This window comes from Streptomyces sp. NPDC053560 (genome assembly GCF_044544605.1).
GTDB lineage: Bacteria > Actinomycetota > Actinomycetes > Streptomycetales > Streptomycetaceae > Streptomyces.
Genome location: NZ_JBITXI010000009.1, coordinates 234,892 through 251,438, shown reverse-complemented (window position 1 = coordinate 251,438; position 16,547 = coordinate 234,892). Strand labels below are relative to the sequence as shown.

The following is a 16,547-nucleotide window of genomic DNA, read 5'->3' as shown; positions in this document are numbered from 1 at the left end:
GGGGGGGGCCCCCCGCGCCCGGCCCGCGCCGGCGCGCCCGCCTCCCCCGCCGCCCGCGGCGCGCGGGGCGCCCCGGCCCCCCCCCCCGCCGCCGCCCCCCCGCCCCCCCCCGCGCGCCCCGCCCCCCCCCCCCCCCCCCCCCCCCCCCCCCCCCCCCCCCCCCCCCCTGCCGTGGAGAGTGGAGGTACGGATGCAGCCGAGCGCCCCGGAGCCGCACCCGGATCCGGATCCGCCCATGGGGCTGCCCGTCCTCCCGGAGCTGGCCGCGCACCTCGCAGCGGCGGCCGACCGCACGTCGCCCGAACCGCCCGGCGGAGCCCGGCCGCTGCGCACCGCCGCCTGCGGTTACTTCGGGCGCCGCGGCCTGGTGACCACCGAGGACCGCGTACTGGCCGGGCCCGGCGCGCCCGCCCTGCTGCTCGCGCTGCTCGCCGCGGCCGGCGGCGACATCGTCGTGTCCCGCCCGTGCGCCGCGTGGTACGCGCCGCAGGCCCGGCTGCTGGGCCGTGCCGTGCACCCGGCGCCGGTACCGGCCGAGTCCGGCGGCGTACCGGATCCGTTCACGCTCCTGGAGGCCGTGCACCGGGCGCGGGACGCCGGCGGCGACCCGAAGGTGCTGCTGCTGTCCGTCGCCGACGACCCCACCGGCACCTGCCCGCCGCCGGAGCAGCTGCACGAGGTGTGCGAGGCGGCGGCCGGCGAAGGGCTGTGGATCGTCAGCGACGAGACTCGCCGCGACCTGCTGCACGACCCGCACGACACGGTGGTGCTCAGCCCCGCCGAGATGCTGCCCGGCAGCGTCGTCGTCCTCGCCGACCTGCGGGTCACGCTCGTGCCTGCCTCATGGCCCGCCGCGCTCGCCCGCTTCCCCGCCACCGGCCCCGGTGAGGCCCTGTGCGCCGCGGCGCTCGCCGCGCTGTCCGGGCTCGCGACCCCGCTGCCGGGCCCGCTCGCCGCCGCCGTCGGCCACGCGCTCACCGAGCCGGCCACCGTACGGGAGCGGACCGCGGCGGCGGCCCGGCTGCACGGCCGGCTCGCCGCCGGACTGCACCGCACGCTCACCGAGGCCGGCGCCGTGTGCCGCCCGCCGCACGCCGGCAACCACCTCTACGCCGACCTCGAAGCGCTGCGGCCCGTGTTCGCCGCCCGCGGCGTGACGGGACCGGTCGCACTGGAGCGGGTGCTGGCGCCCTGGGCGGCCCGCGGCGGCCACCGCTTCGGCGACGACCCCAAGGCGCTGCGCGTCCGGCTGAGCACCGAGGCACTGTTCGACCCGGACGCGGACCGCAGCCGGCGCCTCCTGGCCGCCCCCGACCCGCTCCATGTCCCTGCCGTGGATGCCTCGTTGCGAGAACTGGACGCCGTACTGAAGTCCGGGGGAGGACCCGCGGGCGGTGCGTGACGGGACCTCAGGGCGTGCGGTCGTGCGGCCTGCGGATGCGGCGCCACGCGGCCGGTGCCGCGCTGAGCAGGACCGTCAGGCCCACCGCCGCGGCCACGCCCTGCCACGGTTCACTGAAGAGCGAGCCGCCCAGGATGCCGATGAGCTGGTACGTCGCCGCCCAGGCCAGGCAGGCCGGCAGGTCGCCGCGGGCGAACCAGCGGACCGGCTGCTTCGCCAGCAGGCAGGCCAGCATGACGGGGATGCGCCCTGCCGGCACGAGCCGGGACAGGACGAGCACCTGGACGCCGTGCTCCTCCAGCCGCGCCTGTGCCTGCGCCAGCCGCTCCGGCGCCGACCGCTCGCGCAGCCGCTCCAGCCAGCGCGAGCCGTTCTTCGACCGCACCCCGCGCGCACCCAGCCAGTACAGCCCCAGATCGCCGAGGAACGCGGCGGCCGACGCGATGAGGAAGACCAGCAGCAGCGAGAACGGCGCGGTGTGGTGGAAGGCGACCGCCGCCGCGGAACTGACCAGGGCGCCCGTCGGAACCACCGGAACCAGCGAGCCGAGGACCACCAGGACGAAGAGGGAGGGGTAGCCGGCCGCCTGCTGGGTGGTCTCCGGCGGCACGGCGGCCGCGATCCGGTCCATCAACTGCGGTGCCTGGGAAGCAAGTTCGGCCAAGGGTTCGGATGCCCGGTACGTGTTCACCGGCCCGCCGCCAGCCGTGCGGACCCGCCGTGCTCCAGCTGATGCACCGTCACCTCGGGGGCCAGCAGCGCCGACTGCCGGGCGAACTCCTGCCCGGGGGCGTGGAATTCGTGCGGCCGCACCGCGTCCATGCCGATCGGCCAGTACGTGCCGTAGTGCACCGGCACCGCGTCGCGCGGCGCGAGCCGGGCAGCCGCCACCGCCGCACGGTGCGCGTCCAGGTGCCCGTGCCCGAGGAACGGGCCCCAGCCGCCCACCGGCAGCAGCGCCACGTCGCACTCCCCGACCTCGTCGGCCATGTCGTCGAAGAGTCCGGTGTCCCCCGCGAAGTACGTCGTGGCCGTGCCCCGGACCACATAGCCGAGCGCCGGCACGCGGTGCGGTCCGTACGGCAGCCGCCGTCCGTCGTGCGCGGCGCGCACCGCCCGCACGGTCAGCGCGCCGACCGCCGTCTCCTCGCCCGCTTCGAGCTCGGTGAGGGGCAGCTCACCGGCGGCCGCGGTACGGCGGAGCCCCGGGAGCGCGGCCGGCGCGCCGCGCGGCACGATCAGCCGGGTGCCGGGCGCGAGCCGGGCGAGCGAGGGCAGGTGGAGATGGTCGGAGTGCAGGTGGGAGATGAGCACGGCGTCGGCCACCGCGGCGCGGCCGTCGGGGACGGGGCCGCGCCGGCGCCGCAGGTGCGCCAGGCGCCGGACGAAGAGCGGGTCGGTCAGCAGCCGGACGCCGGAGTCCTCGACCGTCGCGGTGGCGTGTCCCCACCAGGTGACCTCCACCGGCACCGAAGACCTCCTCGCCTCATCCGCCCGTACCCGTTCCGTCCGCTCCTCCGAGCGTAGCTCTCACCCCGCCCGGCGCTCCGCGTCAGGGGCGTCGATGACGTACACCCGGACCGCCCGGCCGCAGGTCGGGTCGACCGTCTCGAGGTCCGGGCGCATGCCCAGCTTCCGCATGATCCGCTCGGAGGCGTCGTTGCCGCGCTGCGCGATGCTGATGATCCGTTCCAGGCCGCGCTCGCGGAAGCCGTAGTCCAGCGCGGCCCGCGCCGCCTCCGTGGCGATGCCCCGGCCCCAGTACGGCTGCCCCAGCCGCCAGCCGATCTCCACGGCGGGCAGCACCTGAGGCAGGAAGTGCGGTACGGACAGGCCGGTGAACCCCGCGAGCTCCCCCGAGTCCCGCAGCTCCACCGCGAAGAGTCCGAAGCCCTCGATGTCCCACTCCTGTTCCCAGGAGGAGATCCCGGAGGCGGTCTGCGTCAGGCTGCGCGTCGCGCCGTTCCCGATCCAGCGCATCACTTCGGGATCGGCGTTCACGGTCGCCATCGGCTGGAGGTCCCCGGGGAGCCAGCGGCGCAGCACGAGCCGCTGCGTATGCAAAGTGATCACGCTTCATCCTGCCAAATCATGTCCATGGGACCGCCGGCGGAGCGATTCCCGAGGACCGCCCCCGGCTGCCGTCACCGTCCTCATGCCCGATGCGCACGTGTGACGTAACGCCACGATCCGTCCCCTCGTGCAGGTGTGGCACGCTGAGGCGCGTACCGGACACCCGTAACCGGGACATCGGTGAGGAAAGGTGAGTGCGGAGTGCGGCGACCCCGATGGCGGAGCGCGGGCGGTGCCCTGCTGCGAGTGATCGCGGTCTGGGCGGTCTCGACCGTCGCCATGCTCGTGCTGGCCGGTGCGCTGCCCGACTTCCGGCTCCAGTCCGCCGACGGCGACAGCGCCACCCGTATCGCGGTCACCGCGGCCCTCGCCGCCGGCGTCTTCGGCCTGCTCGGCGCCCTCGTGTGGCCGGTGCTCGTCCGCACCCTGCTGCTGGTGCCCGCGCTCGTGCTCGGCCTGCTGGTCTTCGGGCTCAACGGCTCGCTGCTGCTGATCGCGCTCTGGCTGGTCCCCGACGGGCGCGGTGCCGCCTCCCCGGAGACCGCGGTGGTGGTCGCGGCCGTGATGTCGGCGGTCTCCTCGGCGACCGGTGCGGCCCTCGCGGTCGGCGACGACGACGCCTACCGCCGGCGACTGGCCCGGCTCGCGCTGCGGCGCCGCAACACGGTGGTGCAGGACCCGGCGGGCGCCCCGCCCGGCACGGTCTTCCTCCAGCTCGACGGGGTCGGGCACGATGTGCTCACCGACGCGCTGGCCGGCCCCGACCCGCTCATGCCCACCGTCGCGTCCTGGGCCGGCAGCACCCACACGCTCACCCCCTGGCGCACCGACTGGTCCAGCCAGACCGGGGCCAGCCAGCTCGGCATCCTGCACGGCACCAACCACGACCTGCCCGCCTTCCGCTGGTACGAGAAGGAGACCGGCGAGGTCGTCGTCAGCAACCGCCCGACCAGCGCCGCCGAGCTGCAGCGCCGCGCCATGGCCAGGACCGGCGACGGCGGCCTGCTCAGCGCGGACGGCGCCAGCCGCGGCAACCTCTTCAGCGGCGGCGCGGCGCAGCTCGCGCTGGTGCTCTCGGTCGCCGCCCGGCGCGGCCGGTACAACCGCTCCCGGGCCGGCTACTTCGCCTACTTCTCCGATCCCGCGAACGCCACCCGCACCGCCGCCTCCTTCGTCGTCGAGGTGTTCCGCGAGATCGGCCAGGCGCTGCGGGCCCGCTTCCGCGGGACCGGCCCCCGGGTCAAGCGCGGTGGCCTCTACCCCTTCGTGCGGGCCTTCGCGACCGTCGTGGAGCGGGACGTGGTGGTCGCCGCGGTGATCGGCGACATGCTCGTGGGCCGTACCGCGGTCTACGCCGACCTGGTCGCGTACGACGAGGTCGCGCACCACTCGGGGCCGGCGAGCCGGGACGCCCGGCTGGTGCTGCGGCGCCTGGACCGCTCGCTCGCGCTGATCGCCAAGGTCGCCCGGCACGCGCCGCGCCCGTACCGCATCGTGCTCCTCTCCGACCACGGCCAGAGCCCCGGCGAGACCTTCGCCGGGCGGTACGGGCTGACGCTGGAGGACCTGGTGCGGGCCGGCTGCGGGCTGCCCGTACCGCGGCGGGCGCGCCGCAGCCCCACCGGCGCCGAGGCCAGGAACACCGCGCGCGCCGCGCTGCGCCGCCCCGAGGAGGAGCCGGAGGAGACCACCCGACGGGCCCGGCGGGCCGCCGAGCCGATCGTGCTGGCCTCCGGCAACCTCGGCCTGGTCTCTTTCCCGTCGATAGCGGGCCGGGCGACCCGCGAGCAGATCGACCGGCGCAACCCGGCGCTGCTGAGCACGCTGGCCGAGCACCCCGGCATCGGCTTCCTGCTCGTCCGGTCCGAGGAGCACGGCCCGGTGGTGCTCGGACCGCGCGGCGGCGCCCACCACCTCGACAGCGGGCTGGTGACCGGCGAGGACCCGCTGGCGCCGTTCGGGCCGGGCGCCGCGGACGCCGTACGCCGCACCGACGGCTTCCCGCACGTCGCCGACATCATGATCAACTCCTGCTGCGACCCGGAGACGGGCGAGGTGCACGCCTTCGAGGAGCAGATCGGCTCGCACGGCGGGCTCGGCGGGCCGCAGTCCCACCCCTTCCTCCTCTGGCCCGAGGAGCTCACGCCGCCGGTGGGGGAGGGCACGGAACTGGTCGGGGCCGAGCGGGTCCACCACGTCTTCCGGCGCTGGCTGACCGAGGGCGGCGGCCCGGCGGTACCGGTCGGGGAGCCGCCGGCCGCCGGGGAACCGCCCGCGGCGGAGCGGCGCCCGGCCGGCGACGGTTCCCGGCCCGCCGTGAACGAAATCCGGCCACGGGGTGCGGCGCCCGAAGCTTTTTCGCCCGGCCGGGGCGGCTCGCAGGAGGAACAGCGCTGATTTTGAGGCGGCCTCCGGGGTCCCGGACGATGGTGGGGCGCCCGCGGCCGTCCGGCCGGGCGCGGCGCGCCCGGTGCCCGACACTGGCCCGGTGCGCAGGGCGTCCGGCGATCCTCGGGCGCAGAGCACAAGAGAGAGCCACCACGCGCCATGCACGACCGGCACACCCGCCGCTTCGGTCTGGGGACCGCCACCGCCCTGGTGATGGGCAACATCATCGGGGGCGGCATCTTCCTGCTCCCCGCCTCGGTCGCCCCCTTCGGGACCGTCAGCCTCGTCGCCTTCGGCGTCCTGACCCTGGGCGCCATCGCGCTGGCCCTGGTCTTCGGACGGCTGGCGCAGCGCCACCCCGACACCGGCGGCCCGTACGTCTACGCCCGTGAGGCGTTCGGCGACTTCGCCGGCTTCCTGTCCGCCTGGTCGTACTGGACCATGGCCTGGGTCAGCAACGCGGCGCTCGCCGTCGCGGCCGTCGGGTACGTCCATGTGCTCTTCCCCGGCCACGCCTCCACGGGCCTGGACCTGACCGTCGCACTGGCCGCGCTCTGGCTCCCGGCGATCTCCAACTTCGCCGGTACCCGCTACGTCGGCGCGGTCCAGCTGATCGCCACCGTCCTGAAGTTCATCCCCCTCCTCTTCATCGCGATCGCGGGGCTGTTCTTCTTCGACGCGGACAACCTCGGCTCGTTCAACGCGGGCGGCGGCAGCGCGCTGGGCGGCCTCTCCGCGGCGGCCGCTTTCCTCCTCTACAGCTACCTCGGCCTGGAGTCCGCCGCGATGAGCGCGGGCGAGGTGCGCAACCCGCAGCGGAACGTCGGCCGGGCCACCGTCCTCGGCGTCGTCGGCGCCGCGGTCGTCTACCTCCTCGGCACGGTCTCCGTCTTCGGCACCGTCCCGCACGACAAGCTGGTCGACTCCAAGGCGCCGTTCTCCGACGCCATCAACATGATGTTCGGCGGCCACTGGGGCGGCATGCTGGTCGCCGCCGCCGCGGTGATCTCCATCGTCGGCGCGCTGAACGGCTGGACGCTGATGAGCGCCCAGTCCCCGTACGCCGCCGCGCGGGACGGCCTCTTCCCGGCCGCCTTCCAGAAGAAGCGGCGCGGCGTGCCGACCTTCGGCGTGCTCGCCTCGGCGATCCTGGCCAGCGCGCTGACCGTGATCAACTACGTCTCCGGCGCCGGCGGCGTCTTCGAGATCCTCGTCCTGATCACCACCTTCTCGGCCACCGTCCCCTACCTCCTCGCCGCCGCCGCGCAGATCTACTACCTGCTCACCGGGCGCCGCGACGAGGTGCGTCCGGGGCGCTTCGCCCGCGACCTGATCCTCGCGCTGGTCGCCTTCGGCTTCACCTTCTGGCTGGTGGCCGGTGCCGGGTACGCGGCGATCTACCAGGGCGTGCTGTTCCTCTTCGCCGGCATCCTGGTCTACGCGTGGATGCGGGCGCGGCGCACCGTACGCGAGCGGGAGGCCGCCGAGGCGGGGCTCCCGGCGGACGCGGACGACGCCCCCAAGCACGAGGAACCGGTGGCCTGACGCCCGGCGGGCGGGCCCGGACGATCACCTTTCGGTCACCCGCCCGGCGCCCTCGGGGTCCGTGATAGATCTCCGGTGGAAGCCGCACACCGCCAGGTGGCAGCCGTACACCGAAGGAGAGCCCGATGCCCGCCCGTTCCCTCGCCACCGCGCCGATCCTCGTCCTCAACGGCCCGAACCTGAACCTCCTCGGACAGCGGCAGCCGGAGATCTACGGCTCCGACACCCTCGCCGACGTCGAGGCGCTGTGCGCCAAGACCGCGGAGGCGCACGGCGGCACCGTGGACTGCCGGCAGTCCAACCACGAGGGCGAGATCGTCGACTGGATCCATGAGGCCCGCACGGCGCACGCCGGCATCGTGATCAACCCGGCCGCCTACTCCCACACCTCGGTCGCGATCCTCGACGCCCTCAACACCTGCGACGGCATGCCCGTCATCGAGGTGCACATCTCCAACATCCACCACCGCGAGGAGTTCCGGCACCACTCCTACGTCTCGCACCGCGCCGACGGCGTCATCGCGGGCTGCGGCGTCCAGGGCTACGCCTTCGCGGTCGAGCGGGTGGCCGCGCTGGTGGCCGCGCGCCAGGAGGGCTGACCGCCCGCACCCCGCCGGAGTCGCACATTGGCGCGAAAGCGGGTTCGGCGTGCGAGGGTGGGTGGAAAAGCTGGAACGCAGATACGGGCGACGGCCGAGAGGCGGTACGACATGGACGGTCAGGTGGATCCGCTCACCGACAAGGAGATCGAGGACCGGCTGGCGGAGCTGCCGGGCTGGTCGGTGGCCGAGGACCGGCTCACCCGCACGTACCGCTTCGACAGCCACCTCCCGGCTGCCGCGATGGTCGTGCACGTGGCCCAGCTCCAGGAGGAACTGGACCACCACTCCGAGCAGACCCTCGGCTACAACACCCTGGCCATCGCGGTGAACACGCACAGCGCCGGCGGCCGCATCACCGAGCGGGACTTCGTCCTCGCACAGCGGATCGAAGCCGTCGCAGCGGGCCACGGGGCGCATTGATCCTGCCCCGCGCGAGCTGCGGCGCCGCCCGCGTCAGCTCCGCGTTGAACTGCGCGCCGGTCAGCAGGGAGAGGTGGGAGAACCACAGCCAGATGAGGAACACCACCGGCCCCGCCAGTGAGCCGTACAGCCGGCTGAACGTGCCGGCGTACGACGCGTAGAGCGCGAAGCCCGCCGAGGAGACCAGCCAGAGCAGTACCGCGAGGACGCCGCCGGGCACCCCGCGCCGCACCCCGCGCGAGGCCGGCGGCCCCGACCGGAAGAGGACCAGCACCAGCACGGTCGCCAGGCACAGCAGGAACGGCCACTTGACCACGTTCCAGGTCGCCTCGGCTGCCCGGCCCAGGCCCACGGCCCGCCCCAGCGCACGCGCCAGCGGCCCGCTGGCCAGCAGCGCCACCGCACTGCCGATCAGCGAGGCCAGCAGCACCAGCGCGGTGCCGAGGATGCGCGGCGCCTTCCGCCACGGCGGCCGGTCGTCCTTGACCCGGTGCATGGCGTGCAGCGCCCGCCGGAACACCGCGAGATAGCTGCACGAGGACCACACGGCGCTCACCGTCGCACCGCCCACCAGCAGCCAGGCGGCGGTCCGCTGGTGGGCCATCGAGACCAGCGCGCGGTGCAGCGTGTCGCCGGACTGGGCCGGGGCGAGCGAGCTGATGTGCGCGATCAGCTGCCCGGTCGCGGGCGGATCGGCCAGGCCGATCAGCGACACCGTGATGATCATGGCCGGCAGCAGCGCCAGCACCGAGTAGTACGTCAGGCTCGCGGCCCAGTCCGTCAGGTCGTCGTTCCACACGGACACCGGCGTACGGCGCAGGGCGGTGCGCCACTGGCGCCAGGACGGCAGCGAGCGCCCCGCCACCGTGCCCGGCCCGGCCCGCTCCGGCGTCTGCTGCCCGGGCACCCGGCGCTCATCGCCGACCTCCATCGTGCTGGTCTTCCTCTCCGTACGGACCGATCTGTTCCGGCCAGGCCCCCATCCTGCCCCGTTCTGGCGATTCTCCGTACCGCGCGGGGGCCGCGATGCCGGGCGAAGGATCGGATAATGGGCGTAATCGGAGCGCTTTGTGCGTGCCGTACCGCGACATCGGCGGCCAGGCGTGTCCCAATGGGCCCCGGGGCAGTGATGCCTGGCACGGATGTTCCGAGGTACGGACGGAGAGGAGCGGACGGGTGCCCGAACCCGGCGATGGCCTCCTGGCCGCACGGGCCGCGGAGGGGGACGAGGGGGCGTTCGAGGTGCTCGTACGGCGGCACGGCCCGTCGCTGCTGCGCCTGGCGACCCGACTCCTGGGCAGCAGGGCCGACGCCGAGGACGCCGTGCAGGACGCGTTCGTCAACGCCTGGCGTCGGATGCCCGGATTCCGCGGCGATGCCTCGTTCTCGACGTGGATGTACCGCATCGTCACCAATCGCTGCCTGAACATCCTGCGGGCCCGCCGCCCCACCCAGGACCTCGGCTCGGTCCCCGAGCCGCCCGCGCCCGAGCACGCCTCGTCGCCGGTCCGTGCCGCCGAGTCGCACGCGGCCGTGGAAGCGCTGGGCGACGCCATGCGGGGACTCACCCCCGAACAGCGCGCCTGCTGGGTCCTGCGCGAACTCCAGGGGCTGCCCTACGACGAGATCGCCGAGATCGTCGGCAGCACGCACCAGGCGGTACGCGGCAGGGTTTTCCGGGCCCGCCGCCATCTGACGGAGGCGATGAGCTCATGGCGGTAGGCGACGCGTACGAAGAGGATCCGGCGCTGCCCTGCGGCCGCACGCTCTCGGAGGTCTGGGAGGCGGCCGAGGAGTCGCCGGACGACCCGCACGCGGCCGGGTGCCCGCACTGCCAGGAGGCCCTGGCGCAGCTCGGCGTGCTCGACGACTACGTACGGGAGGCCCGGACCGGCGCCGCCGACGAGGCCGCCGAAGCGGCGGACGCGGCGGCTGCCGAGCGGCTCACGGCACGGGTGATGGACCTGGTCAGAACCGAGCTGCGGCCCGGCCGCACCCTGCCGCTGGGCGAGCCGGCGGACGATGCCTGGATCACCGAGGCGGCGGCCGCGAAGGCGTTCCGGGCGGCGGCCGAGACACTGCCCGCGGTCCACGCCGGAAGCTGCCGGGTGACCCTGACGGCGCCCGAGGGTCCGATGACGGTGAGCATGGAGATCGCTGCGGGCCTGCGGTGGGAGCTGCCGGACCTGGCGGAGCAGGTGCGCCGGCGGGTGCGCGCGGCGGCGGACGAGGCGGTCGGCCTGAACGTCTCCGCGGTCGACGTCGCGGTCGTCGACCTCATCGACGAGTCGGAGGAGCCGGCATGAGCGGTGCACAGCAGGCGGAGGGCCGGGGAAGGACCGACCGGGAACTGCGCGCACTCCTCCAGCGGACCGCCGCCGAGGCCGCGCGCAACACCCCCGGGGTGGCCTACCTCCGCCCCGGCCTGGGCGACCTGGTGCGCGGCGCGGTACCGCTGCTCGCCGCCGCCGACGAGCGGCGCGTCGCGGGCGTCCGTGCCGAGCCGGACGGGGAGTCGGACCGGTGGCGCCTGCGCATCCACCTCGCCGTACGCCGCGGCCACCGGGCGCTGGACGTGACCCGCGCGGTGCGCGGCGAGGTGACGGCAGCGGTAAACCGCGCGTGTGCGCCGGACGGCCCCGAAGGCCACGGCATCGCGGGGCTCACGGTCACGGTGACGGTCACGGACCTGGCCTGAGCGGCGCGCGTCCCTGCCGGGATCCGGCGGTGCCCGCCACCGCGCCGCCGAGGTGGTTGCCCTCCGGCGCGCCGTACCGGAGGCTCGGCCCATGACCGACACCCCGCACCACCACTCGCACGGGCACGGCCACGACGACACGCACGTCGACTGGGACGAGCACGCCCCGGTACTGGAGCGCCAGGCCGAGATCGCCACGCCGATGTACGAACAGGCCGCCGACTGGCTGCGTACGCTCCTGGGCGGTACGGAGGAACACGCGTCCGGAACGGTGCCGGTCCGCCGCCTCTGGGACGTCGGCTCGGGGCCCGGCGTCCTCACCTGTCTGCTGGCGCGCGCCTTCCCCGAGGCCGAGGTGGTGGCGATCGACCCCGCGCCGGCGCTGCTGGCCCGGGTCCGCGACCGCGCCGCGCGGCTCGGGCTGGCCGACCGGGTGCACACCCACGTGGCCGAACTGCCCGGCGAACTCGGAGGGCTCGGCACGGCCGACCTCATCTGGACGAGCAGGGTGCTGCACCACGTCGGCGACCAGGCGGCCGCGGTCGCGCTGCTGGCCGGGCGGCTGCGGCCCGGCGGCGTGCTCGCGGTGGCCGAGGGCGGGCTGCCGGACCGGATGCTGCCGCGCGACATCGGTATCGGGCGGCCCGGACTGCAGGCGCGGATGGACGCGGCACAGGAGGAGTGGTTCGCGCGGATGCGCGCCGACCTGCCGGGGCACCGCGAGACGGCGGAGGACTGGCCCGCGATGCTGGCCGCCGCTGGGCTGCACGACACCGGCAGCCGGAGCTTCCTGCTCGACCTGCCGGCCCCGCTCACGGGCGACGCGCGTGACCACGTGGCGGACCGGCTGGCCCGCGCCGCCGAGCGGTACGCGGAGCTGCTGGACAAGGAGGACCGAGCGGTACTGGCACGCCTCACCGACCCCGCCGACGAGGCCGCGATCGCCCACCGCCCCGACGCCTTCCTGCTCTCGGCACAAACGGTGCACGTGGGCCGGGCACAGTAACCGGCACCGTCCCTGACGCTCCGTCAGCCCGTGGCCCCGTCCTCGGCGGTTGTCGCCCCCTCCAAGGAGAAATCGGGAGGCACGGACGAGGGCTCGGGAGTCACCGGGGAGGACTCGGGAGTTACCGACGAGGGCTCGGGAGACATCGGGAACCACCCGAACTCCGGCTCAGGTTGCTGCGACGGCGTAGCCGCCCCGCCGTTCAGCCACAGCGCCAGCCCGCCCCCTCCGACGACCAGCACGCCCCAGGCAATGACCAGCCACTTCTTCCCCCGCCGCGACATCCGCGCCTCCTCGTTCCGCCGATGACCGTAGATCGTATGACAGTTCAGGCGAAGGGCGGCGCCGCGGGCCCCTGCGTCGCGACTGTTCGAGTGGACCGCGCAGTGCGCCAGTTTTCCCGGATCGCCACCCGGTCAAGCAAGTGACGATCCGACTGAAGGGGAAAACGCTTATGCGCGTGCGTACAGCGGTCACCGCGACCGTGCTCTCGGCTCTCGTCGTCCTGGGTGCCGCGGGCGCCGCCGCGGCGGCACCGCCGCCATCGACGGCGTCCGACACCTCCAGCGCGACCGACGCCGCCGAGGACGCGGGAACGCCGCTCATCAACCTCAGCGACGTGCCCGTACTCAGCTACAACGGCGTCAACAAGAGCTGACCCGCCACAGCAACAACGGCGCCGCCGCCCACAGAGCGTGGGCGGCGGCGCCGTTGTGTGACCCGTTCGGGCCTCGATCAGGTGATCAGGAGCAGATCGCGGCGGACGGAGTGGTGTACAGCGCCTCGTCGCAGGGCGGGACCCCGTTCTCGGCCGACAGCTTGGCGACATCGGTGATGACGAACTTGTCGGGGGTGTCGGAGTCGGCCGCGGCAACGCCGGCGCTCCCCAGCAGAGATGCGACAGCCAGCGCGGCAGCGGCGAAGGCGGTACGGATGCGCATGGTTCCTCCTGATGGCAAAGGGTGAGGGTGTGCTACGGGCATGACCGTGCTGCTCGCCCTCTACTCGCAAAAAGGGGCTATTCCACCCGAAAGGTGCATTTGAAGCACCGGCCTCGGCGGCCACGACGACGGCGCCGCCGCCCAGGCGTAGTGGGCGGCGGCGCCGTAGGGATGAGCGCGGGGCTCAGGCCACGTCGAAGGTGGCGGGGTCCGGGCCGAGGCGCTTGTCGGCGTTGAGGCCGGCGAGGGTCTGCATGTCGTCGGCGTCCAGCTCGAAGCCGAAGACGTCGAAGTTCTCCTTGATCCGGGACGGGGTCGCGGACTTGGGGATGACGACGTTGCCGAGCTGGAGGTGCCAGCGGAGCACGACCTGCGCCGGGGTCTTGCCGTACTTCTCGGCGAGCTTGCCGATCGTGGCGTTCTCCAGGAGGCCCTTGCCCTGGCCCAGCGGAGACCAGGCCTCGGTGGCGATGTCGTGCTCGGCGTGGAACGCACGGCTCTCGGCCTGCTGCAGCTCGGGGTGGAGCTCGATCTGGTTGACCGCGGGGACGACCGAGGTCTCGTTCAGCAGCCGCTGGAGGTGCGGGGGCTGGAAGTTGGAGACACCGATGGCCTTGGCGCGGCCGTCCGCCTGGATCTTCTCGAACGCCTTGTAGGTGTCGACGTACGTGTCACGGGCCGGCAGCGGCCAGTGGATCAGGTACAGGTCGACGTAGTCCAGGCCCAGCTTCGCCAGGGAGGCGTCGAAGGCGCGGAGGGTGGAGTCGTAACCCTGTTCCGAATTCCACAGCTTCGTCGTGACGAAGAGCTCGTCGCGGGCGATGCCGGACGCGGCGAGGGCCTTCCCCGTGCCCTCCTCATTGCCGTAGATCGCGGCGGTGTCGATGCTGCGGTACCCGGCCTCCAGGGCGTGGCCGACGGCGGTGAACGCCTCGTCGTCCGGGATCTGCCAGACGCCGAAGCCGAGCTGCGGCATGGTGACGCCGTTGTTGAGGGTGATGTGGGGGACCTTGCTCACGAGCGAATCGATCCTTTGGTCGGCGTACAGGTTCTACAAGATCCAACCACTGAGTGGATCCGTGCATTCCCATACGCGCCCAAAGATTTGGTGCCGCCCGTGCGCACCTCCGCCGTCACCCGTACAGCGCCGCCACCTCGGCCTCGTACGCCGTCTCGATGGCCTTCCGCTTCAGCTTCAGCGACGGCGTCAGCAGCCCGTGCTCCTCGCTGAACTGGCTGGCCAGTATCCGGAACGTACGGATCGACTCGGCCTGCGAGACGAGCGTGTTCGCGGCGACCACCGCGCGCCGGATCTCGGTCTCCAGGTCCGGGTCGCGCACCAGGTCGGTCGGCGGCATGGCCGGCTTGCCGCGCATCTGCAGCCAGTGCGTCACCGCCTCCGCGTCCAGCGTGACCAGCGCGGCGACGTACGGCCGGTCGTTGCCGACCACGATGCACTGGGCGACCAGCGGGTGCGCCCGCACCCGCTCCTCCAGCGGCACCGGCGAGATCGTCTTGCCGCCGGAGGTCACCAGGACCTCCTTCTTGCGGCCGATGATCGTGAGGTAGCCGTCCTCGTCGAGCTGTCCCAGGTCGCCGGTGGCCAGCCAGCCGTCGTGCAGCGTGGCGTCGGTGGCCTTGGGATTGTTGAGGTAGCCCTGGAAGACCTGGCCGCCGCGTACCCAGATCTCGTTGTCGTCCGCGATGTGCACGGTCGTACCCGGTACGGGCAGCCCGACCGTGCCGAACCGGGTCTGCTCCGGCGGGTTGGCGGTGGCGGCCGCGGTGGTCTCCGTCAGGCCGTAGCCCTCGTAGATCGTGACGCCCGCGCCCTCCCAGAAGAGGCCGAGCCGGCGCTCCATCGCCGAGCCGCCCGACATGGCGTGCCGCACCCGGCCGCCCATGGCCTCCCGCACCTTGCTGTAGACGAGCTTGTCGAACAGCTGGTGCTGCATGCGCAGGCCGGGGCCGGGCCCGGAGCCGGTGCCGAAGGCCTTGTGCTCGATGGCCTCGGCGTACCGCCGCGCCACGTCCACGGCCTTGTCGAAGGGGCCGACCTTCCCGTCGGACTCGGCCTTCCGGCGGGCCGCAGCGAACACCTTCTCGAAGATGTAGGGCACCGCGAGGATGAAGGTCGGCTTGAACGACTGGAGGTCGGGGAGGAGCGCGGTGGCCGAGAGGTTCGGCTGGTGCGCGAGCTTGACCCGGCCGCGGATGGCGGCGACCTGCACCATGCGCCCGAAGACGTGCGCCAGTGGCAGGAACAGCAGGGTGGACGCCTCGTCCCCCGGCTTGGAGTGGAAGACCCGCTCGTACCGCTCGACGACGTTGTCGGCCTCGGCCATGAAGTTGGCGTGGCTGATCACGCAGCCCTTGGGGCGGCCGGTGGTGCCGGAGGTGTAGATGACGGTCGCGGGCGCGTCCGGGGTGACCGCCATGCGGTGCCGGTGCACCACGTCGTCCTCGATGTGCCGGCCGGCCTCGGTCAGCTCGGTGACCGGGTCGGCGTCCAGCTGCCACAGCCGGCGCAGGTGCGGCAGCCGGTCGATGACCGACCCGATGGTCATGGCGTGGTCCTCGTGCTCGACCAGGCAGGAGGAGACGGCCGAGTCGTGCAGCATCCAGAAGACCTGCTCGGCCGAGGAGGTCGGGTACAGCGGGACGGGCTGCGCGCCGATCGACCACAGGGCGAAGTCGAACAGCGTCCATTCGTACCGTGTCCGCGACATGATCCCGACGCGGTCGCCGAACCGTACGCCCTGTGCCAGCAGGCCCTTCGCGAGCGCCATGACCTCGTCACGGAACCGCGCGGCGCTGATGTCCTGCCAGCGTCCCGCGTCGTCCTTACGGCAGAGCGCGACCCGCTCGGGGCCGGACTCGGCGTTCTCGAAAATGGCGTCCGCCAGACCACCGACACGGGGCGCCGTCGCCAGTGGGGGGACGGAGTACTCGCGCAATGACCCGCTCCTCATGGTGCTCCTAGCAGCGCCGAGACCGTACCCCACGGAAACCGCCTCACGGCAGTGGCTGCCAAACGTCCGAACCGTTGCCATAGGCCCAGGTCATCCGACGAAAACGGGCTACTTCGGAGAACCCCGGACATGAACCCGTCAGTAACATGTGGATCGATCACGCCACAGGGACTTTTTCTGCACCAAATCTTTCCGTTTCCCGATGTCCGGACCCAACCGTTCCGGGAACGCACACCTGCCCGCCGCGGCCGGTCTCACGCTTCCTGCGTCGTCGCCGAACAGAACAGGCCATGTTGCGGGGCGCGCACTTCGCCCGGTTCGCCCCTGGTTGGGTGGTATCGGGTGGGGTGACGGGGTGTCGGGGCCGCTCGCGAACGCGAACTCTGGGGGCGTTCGGGAAGTGAACGGTGAGGGGGTGGATGTCACTCCGTGCGCTTCACATTGTTCATGGTCCGGTGGCTCCATCTTCCGGCGGGCGGAAGCGGTGCCGGTGCCGGATT

Annotated in this window: 17 protein-coding genes; 10 read left to right on the top strand and 7 right to left on the bottom strand. The window is 73.5% G+C overall.

From position 1 onward, the window contains the following. The first annotated feature begins 190 nt into the window (after positions 1-190). The gene (locus ACIGQF_RS23085; RefSeq protein ID WP_399713222.1) at positions 191-1,402 is read left to right on the top strand and encodes an aminotransferase class I/II-fold pyridoxal phosphate-dependent enzyme; all 1,212 of its coding nucleotides are present in this window, start codon (positions 191-193) and stop codon (positions 1,400-1,402) included. Between the two features lie 7 nt (positions 1,403-1,409). Here the strand turns inward: ACIGQF_RS23085 and ACIGQF_RS23080 are convergent, their stop codons facing one another. From ACIGQF_RS23080 to ACIGQF_RS23070, 3 genes are read right to left on the bottom strand one after another with little or no spacing between them, the layout of a single operon-like run. Further along, positions 1,410-2,033 (bottom strand): DedA family protein, encoded by a 624-nt coding sequence (locus ACIGQF_RS23080; protein ID WP_399713597.1) that lies wholly within the window; start codon positions 2,031-2,033, stop codon positions 1,410-1,412. 56 nt (positions 2,034-2,089) lie between these two features. Further along, positions 2,090-2,872, bottom strand: coding sequence for an MBL fold metallo-hydrolase (locus ACIGQF_RS23075; RefSeq protein WP_399713219.1), 783 nt, complete (start codon positions 2,870-2,872; stop codon positions 2,090-2,092). 60 nt (positions 2,873-2,932) lie between these two features. After that, positions 2,933-3,475, bottom strand: coding sequence for a GNAT family N-acetyltransferase (locus ACIGQF_RS23070; protein WP_399713217.1), 543 nt, complete (start codon positions 3,473-3,475; stop codon positions 2,933-2,935). A 201-nt stretch (positions 3,476-3,676) separates the two neighbouring features. Here ACIGQF_RS23070 and ACIGQF_RS23065 point away from each other — a divergent pair, with 201 nt between their 5' ends. The 4 genes from ACIGQF_RS23065 to ACIGQF_RS23050 all read left to right on the top strand — a co-directional run bounded on the left by ACIGQF_RS23065 (position 3,677) and on the right by ACIGQF_RS23050 (position 8,430). Beyond that, complete coding sequence (locus ACIGQF_RS23065) at positions 3,677-5,872, top strand: phage holin family protein (RefSeq protein ID WP_399713214.1); 2,196 nt, start codon at positions 3,677-3,679, stop codon at positions 5,870-5,872. A gap of 150 nt (positions 5,873-6,022) precedes the next feature. Further along, positions 6,023-7,408 (top strand): amino acid permease, encoded by a 1,386-nt coding sequence (locus tag ACIGQF_RS23060; protein ID WP_399713211.1) that lies wholly within the window; start codon positions 6,023-6,025, stop codon positions 7,406-7,408. A gap of 125 nt (positions 7,409-7,533) precedes the next feature. Next, a complete protein-coding gene (gene aroQ / locus ACIGQF_RS23055; protein ID WP_399713209.1) occupies positions 7,534-8,007 on the top strand; it encodes a type II 3-dehydroquinate dehydratase in 474 nt (157 codons plus the stop codon). A gap of 111 nt (positions 8,008-8,118) precedes the next feature. Further along, entirely contained in the window at positions 8,119-8,430 is a 312-nt protein-coding gene (locus ACIGQF_RS23050; RefSeq protein WP_399713206.1) for a 4a-hydroxytetrahydrobiopterin dehydratase, read from the top strand. Here ACIGQF_RS23050 and ACIGQF_RS23045 read toward each other — a convergent pair. After that, positions 8,363-9,361 carry a YihY/virulence factor BrkB family protein gene (locus ACIGQF_RS23045; protein ID WP_399713204.1) on the bottom strand — a complete coding sequence of 333 codons (999 nt, stop codon included), beginning with the start codon at positions 9,359-9,361 and terminating at the stop codon, positions 8,363-8,365. The genes ACIGQF_RS23050 and ACIGQF_RS23045 overlap by 68 nt on opposite strands. 245 nt (positions 9,362-9,606) lie before the next feature. On the opposite strand from ACIGQF_RS23045, the gene ACIGQF_RS23040 reads away from it, so the two are divergent. The 5 genes from ACIGQF_RS23040 to ACIGQF_RS23020 all read left to right on the top strand — a co-directional run bounded on the left by ACIGQF_RS23040 (position 9,607) and on the right by ACIGQF_RS23020 (position 12,792). Further along, complete coding sequence (locus tag ACIGQF_RS23040; RefSeq protein ID WP_361567246.1) at positions 9,607-10,152, top strand: sigma-70 family RNA polymerase sigma factor; 546 nt, start codon at positions 9,607-9,609, stop codon at positions 10,150-10,152. Further along, positions 10,143-10,736 carry an Asp23/Gls24 family envelope stress response protein gene (locus ACIGQF_RS23035; protein ID WP_399713200.1) on the top strand — a complete coding sequence of 198 codons (594 nt, stop codon included), beginning with the start codon at positions 10,143-10,145 and terminating at the stop codon, positions 10,734-10,736. The genes ACIGQF_RS23040 and ACIGQF_RS23035 overlap by 10 nt, the downstream gene beginning before the upstream one ends. Continuing rightward, on the top strand, positions 10,733-11,128 hold the full coding sequence (locus ACIGQF_RS23030; RefSeq protein WP_399713198.1) for an Asp23/Gls24 family envelope stress response protein: 396 nt from the start codon (positions 10,733-10,735) through the stop codon (positions 11,126-11,128). Before ACIGQF_RS23035 ends, ACIGQF_RS23030 begins: the two co-directional genes overlap by 4 nt. A gap of 91 nt (positions 11,129-11,219) precedes the next feature. Then, complete coding sequence (locus ACIGQF_RS23025) at positions 11,220-12,134, top strand: class I SAM-dependent methyltransferase (protein ID WP_399713195.1); 915 nt, start codon at positions 11,220-11,222, stop codon at positions 12,132-12,134. 454 nt (positions 12,135-12,588) lie between these two features. Next, a complete protein-coding gene (locus ACIGQF_RS23020; protein WP_399713192.1) occupies positions 12,589-12,792 on the top strand; it encodes a hypothetical protein in 204 nt (67 codons plus the stop codon). An 85-nt stretch (positions 12,793-12,877) separates the two neighbouring features. Here ACIGQF_RS23020 and ACIGQF_RS23015 read toward each other — a convergent pair whose 3' ends face one another. From ACIGQF_RS23015 to ACIGQF_RS23005, 3 genes are all read right to left on the bottom strand, one after another. Then, positions 12,878-13,075, bottom strand: a complete 198-nt coding sequence (locus ACIGQF_RS23015) for a hypothetical protein (protein WP_399713189.1) — start codon at positions 13,073-13,075, stop codon at positions 12,878-12,880. 184 nt (positions 13,076-13,259) lie between these two features. Beyond that, positions 13,260-14,093, bottom strand: a complete 834-nt coding sequence (locus ACIGQF_RS23010; protein WP_399713187.1) for an aldo/keto reductase — start codon at positions 14,091-14,093, stop codon at positions 13,260-13,262. A 115-nt stretch (positions 14,094-14,208) separates the two neighbouring features. After that, on the bottom strand, positions 14,209-16,032 hold the full coding sequence (locus tag ACIGQF_RS23005; protein WP_399713184.1) for an AMP-dependent synthetase/ligase: 1,824 nt from the start codon (positions 16,030-16,032) through the stop codon (positions 14,209-14,211). Positions 16,033-16,547 lie beyond the last annotated feature (515 nt).

What these genes read in the sequence shown, in the direction of transcription:
- ACIGQF_RS23085 (WP_399713222.1), top strand. Translation starts at nt 191, where the DNA reads ATGCAGCCGAGCGCCCCGGAGCCGCACCCGGATCCGGATCCGCCCATG.
- ACIGQF_RS23080 (WP_399713597.1), bottom strand. Translation starts at nt 2,033, where the DNA reads ATGGACCGGATCGCGGCCGCCGTGCCGCCGGAGACCACCCAGCAGGCG.
- ACIGQF_RS23060 (WP_399713211.1), top strand. Translation starts at nt 6,023, where the DNA reads ATGCACGACCGGCACACCCGCCGCTTCGGTCTGGGGACCGCCACCGCC.
- aroQ (WP_399713209.1), top strand. Translation starts at nt 7,534, where the DNA reads ATGCCCGCCCGTTCCCTCGCCACCGCGCCGATCCTCGTCCTCAACGGC.
- ACIGQF_RS23050 (WP_399713206.1), top strand. Translation starts at nt 8,119, where the DNA reads ATGGACGGTCAGGTGGATCCGCTCACCGACAAGGAGATCGAGGACCGG.
- ACIGQF_RS23045 (WP_399713204.1), bottom strand. Translation starts at nt 9,361, where the DNA reads ATGGAGGTCGGCGATGAGCGCCGGGTGCCCGGGCAGCAGACGCCGGAG.
- ACIGQF_RS23035 (WP_399713200.1), top strand. Translation starts at nt 10,143, where the DNA reads ATGGCGGTAGGCGACGCGTACGAAGAGGATCCGGCGCTGCCCTGCGGC.
- ACIGQF_RS23030 (WP_399713198.1), top strand. Translation starts at nt 10,733, where the DNA reads ATGAGCGGTGCACAGCAGGCGGAGGGCCGGGGAAGGACCGACCGGGAA.
- ACIGQF_RS23025 (WP_399713195.1), top strand. Translation starts at nt 11,220, where the DNA reads ATGACCGACACCCCGCACCACCACTCGCACGGGCACGGCCACGACGAC.
- ACIGQF_RS23020 (WP_399713192.1), top strand. Translation starts at nt 12,589, where the DNA reads ATGCGCGTGCGTACAGCGGTCACCGCGACCGTGCTCTCGGCTCTCGTC.
- ACIGQF_RS23015 (WP_399713189.1), bottom strand. Translation starts at nt 13,075, where the DNA reads ATGCGCATCCGTACCGCCTTCGCCGCTGCCGCGCTGGCTGTCGCATCT.